Source organism: Caldimonas taiwanensis NBRC 104434 (assembly GCF_001592165.1).
In the GTDB taxonomy this organism is placed as follows: Bacteria; Pseudomonadota; Gammaproteobacteria; order Burkholderiales; family Burkholderiaceae_C; genus Caldimonas; species Caldimonas manganoxidans.
In genome coordinates this window covers 1-2307 of record NZ_BCWK01000054.1, presented here as the reverse complement: position 1 = coordinate 2307, position 2307 = coordinate 1, and the positions used below count along the sequence as shown (strand labels likewise).

General features: G+C 69.4%; 5 protein-coding genes. 3 read left to right on the top strand and 2 right to left on the bottom strand.

The window, feature by feature from the left end; translation table 11 throughout:
- Together CTA01S_RS15930 and CTA01S_RS15925 are read right to left on the bottom strand one after the other, a co-directional pair.
- Positions 1–438: phage terminase large subunit family protein (locus CTA01S_RS15930; protein WP_198150908.1), on the bottom strand; the 438-nt coding region annotated here is incomplete at its 3' end.
- On the bottom strand, positions 438–968 hold the full coding sequence (locus tag CTA01S_RS15925) for a hypothetical protein (RefSeq protein ID WP_062196832.1): 531 nt from the start codon (positions 966–968) through the stop codon (positions 438–440). The genes CTA01S_RS15930 and CTA01S_RS15925, both read right to left, overlap by 1 nt.
- A 120-nt stretch (positions 969–1088) precedes the next feature.
- On the opposite strand from CTA01S_RS15925, the gene CTA01S_RS15920 reads away from it, so the two are divergent.
- From CTA01S_RS15920 to CTA01S_RS15910, 3 genes are all read left to right on the top strand, one after another.
- On the top strand, positions 1089–1355 hold the full coding sequence (locus CTA01S_RS15920; RefSeq protein WP_019562354.1) for a hypothetical protein: 267 nt from the start codon (positions 1089–1091) through the stop codon (positions 1353–1355).
- Positions 1356–1448: 93 nt separating this feature from the next.
- Positions 1449–1694, top strand: a complete 246-nt coding sequence (locus CTA01S_RS15915) for a hypothetical protein (RefSeq protein ID WP_062196831.1) — start codon at positions 1449–1451, stop codon at positions 1692–1694.
- 34 nt (positions 1695–1728) lie between these two features.
- On the top strand, positions 1729–2307 hold a 579-nt coding region (locus CTA01S_RS15910; RefSeq protein WP_062196830.1), incomplete at its 3' end, for a DUF3489 domain-containing protein.

Here is a 2307-nt window from a genome sequence, read left to right as displayed (position 1 = left end):
AATGGTGTTGCCCGAGTCGCGGCTTCTCGCCGGGGCGATGAGTTCGCAGAGCACCGGCGACTCCTCGATCAGCGGGTCGATGCGCTGCTTGGAGTTGCGCTTGGCCATCTCCACGGTGGGCCACACCGCCATCATCGGCCCGGGGGCGTGGTGGATCACGTAGCCGATCCAGTTCGAGCCGGTCTCGGTTGCGCCCACCTGCGCGCCCTTCATGAACACCACGCGCTCGATGGGCGAGGTCGGCGACAGGCAGTCCATGATCGCCTTCAGATACGGCGTGCGGCTGGTGCGCCAGCGCCCCGGCTCGCTCGAGGCCTTGCTCGACAGCACCCGGTGACGGTCGGCCCATTCGGAGACGGTGAGCAGCGGGTCCGGCGTGAGGCCCTCGCGCCAAGCGCGCTCGATGGCGTCCCAGCCCTCATAGGCGAACTCGTCCATCAATCGACCCGAACCTTGAGTTCCCCGAGCTCGGCGAGGTGCTCGCGCACGGCGGCTTCCAGGGCCACGTGCAGGGTGTGAGCCTCCACGCCGAGCCGGGCCGCCATCTGCGCCGAGATCCGCGCCGGCCAGTTGAGCCAAGCGTCGCGCTCCGTACGGGCGAGCTTGAACACATGCGCGATGGCCTGGTGGCGATCGACCAGTTCGCCCTTGAGGCGGGCCAGCCGCACCTTGTTGGTCTGCGCCTTGACCACCTCGTTGACCGTGCGCGCCTGCACGAGCGTGGTGCCGCCTGCGGGCAGGCCGGTGGCGAGGTTGGGGGCCGGATCCTCCGCCACCCGCACCTTCACGGTCCGGGAGCCCGTTCCTGCCTTCGGCGGCTCGGAGTTCCGGGTCCAGTCGCGGTCGGCCCGGTCTGGGTCGATGGTGCCGTCCGCCTCGGGCGTGATGCGCCCGGTGCGGATGGCCTTGTGCACGGCGGTGTCCGATACCCCACGGTGGCGGGCGTAGGCGCGAATCGAGATGCCCATGGCCCTCTTCGATCAAGTCATCGTCAGTTCTTGGCCAACACCCGCAGAAAACGCTTGGCTTCACGGGCGAGAAGCGCGTTCATCACGTCACTCCGAACCACCCGACCGAAAGGACGCCCGATGAACCCCCACATCCCCGACCTTCTCGCCACCAAGCTCGCCGAGGCCGCCCTGACCGTGCTGGTGCGCACTTGCCGCAAGGAGGTGGCCGCCGCCAGCCGCGACGAGCTCGAAGCCGCCTGCGCCGCGATGCGCGCCAAGGCCCGGCCGGTCATCGACCGCTTGTTTGACGACGCAAGGGCTGCGCCCTGGGTCGGCGAGATGGCCTTCCACGCCGCCGCGCTCGAACTGGCGCAGGCCGGCATCTCGGTGTTGCGCAAGGTCTGACGAGCAATGCGAAGCCAAGCAAGAACGCTTGGCTTCTCACGCGAACAGCGCGTTCATCACCTCACCCAATCACCACGCACCAAGGAGCAGACCATGACCCTGCGCATCCGCCAACCCCAGGTCACCGACACCAACGGCAACGCACTCGGCACCCGCCTGATCCGAATCGAGTTCGACGAGCAAGGCCCAGCGACCGTGATGCACGACGGCCAGCGCTACGAGTTCACCGGCAAGACCGGCACCCACCTCAAGACCGGCTTGGCGGTGCGCGAGATGGCCACCGCGCGCGATGCGCGCCTGTGGATCAGCCTCGATGGCGAGCACCTGTGGGAAGACTGACTCGCGCCGATCCACCCCTATCCAGGAGCAGACCATGAGCACCATCACCCTCACCCCCACCCAGCACGCGATCCTGGCCCATGCGCTCGAGCACAGTGACGGCCGAATCGACTGGTTCCCCGAGCACATCCACGGCGGTGCCCGCCGCAAGGTGCTCGATGGCCTGGCCAACCGCGCCCTGATCGCCCGCCAGGGCGAGGTCTGGGTCGTCGCCGACGCAGGCTACGAGGCCCTGGGCGTGCCGCGCCCGGGTGCCCGCACCGCCCCGCGCCAGTCCTTCGTTGCGAAACTCGATGCGGTGATCGCCCGGGCCGAGCAGGCGCAGACGGCGCGCGACGAGGCCGACCTGGAGGCGGCGGTGAACGCCGCCGAAGCGGCCTGGGCGCAGGATGCGCATCGCAGCGCCGAGCCCCGCCGCCCCCGCGCCGACAGCAAGCAGGCGCAGGTGATCGCGATGCTGCAGCGTCCCGAAGGCGCCACCCTCCGCCAGATCATGGACAGCACCGGCTGGCAGGCGCACACGGTGCGCGGCACCTTGGCCGGGGCGCTGAAGAAGAAACTGGGCCTGACGATCGTCTCCGAGAAATCCCCGGGCGGCGAGCGCGTCTACCGG

Excerpts from the sequence above, each read along its gene's own strand:
- CTA01S_RS15925 (WP_062196832.1), bottom strand. The coding sequence starts at position 968 with ATGGGCATCTCGATTCGCGCCTACGCCCGCCACCGTGGGGTATCGGAC.
- CTA01S_RS15920 (WP_019562354.1), top strand. The coding sequence starts at position 1,089 with ATGAACCCCCACATCCCCGACCTTCTCGCCACCAAGCTCGCCGAGGCC.
- CTA01S_RS15915 (WP_062196831.1), top strand. The coding sequence starts at position 1,449 with ATGACCCTGCGCATCCGCCAACCCCAGGTCACCGACACCAACGGCAAC.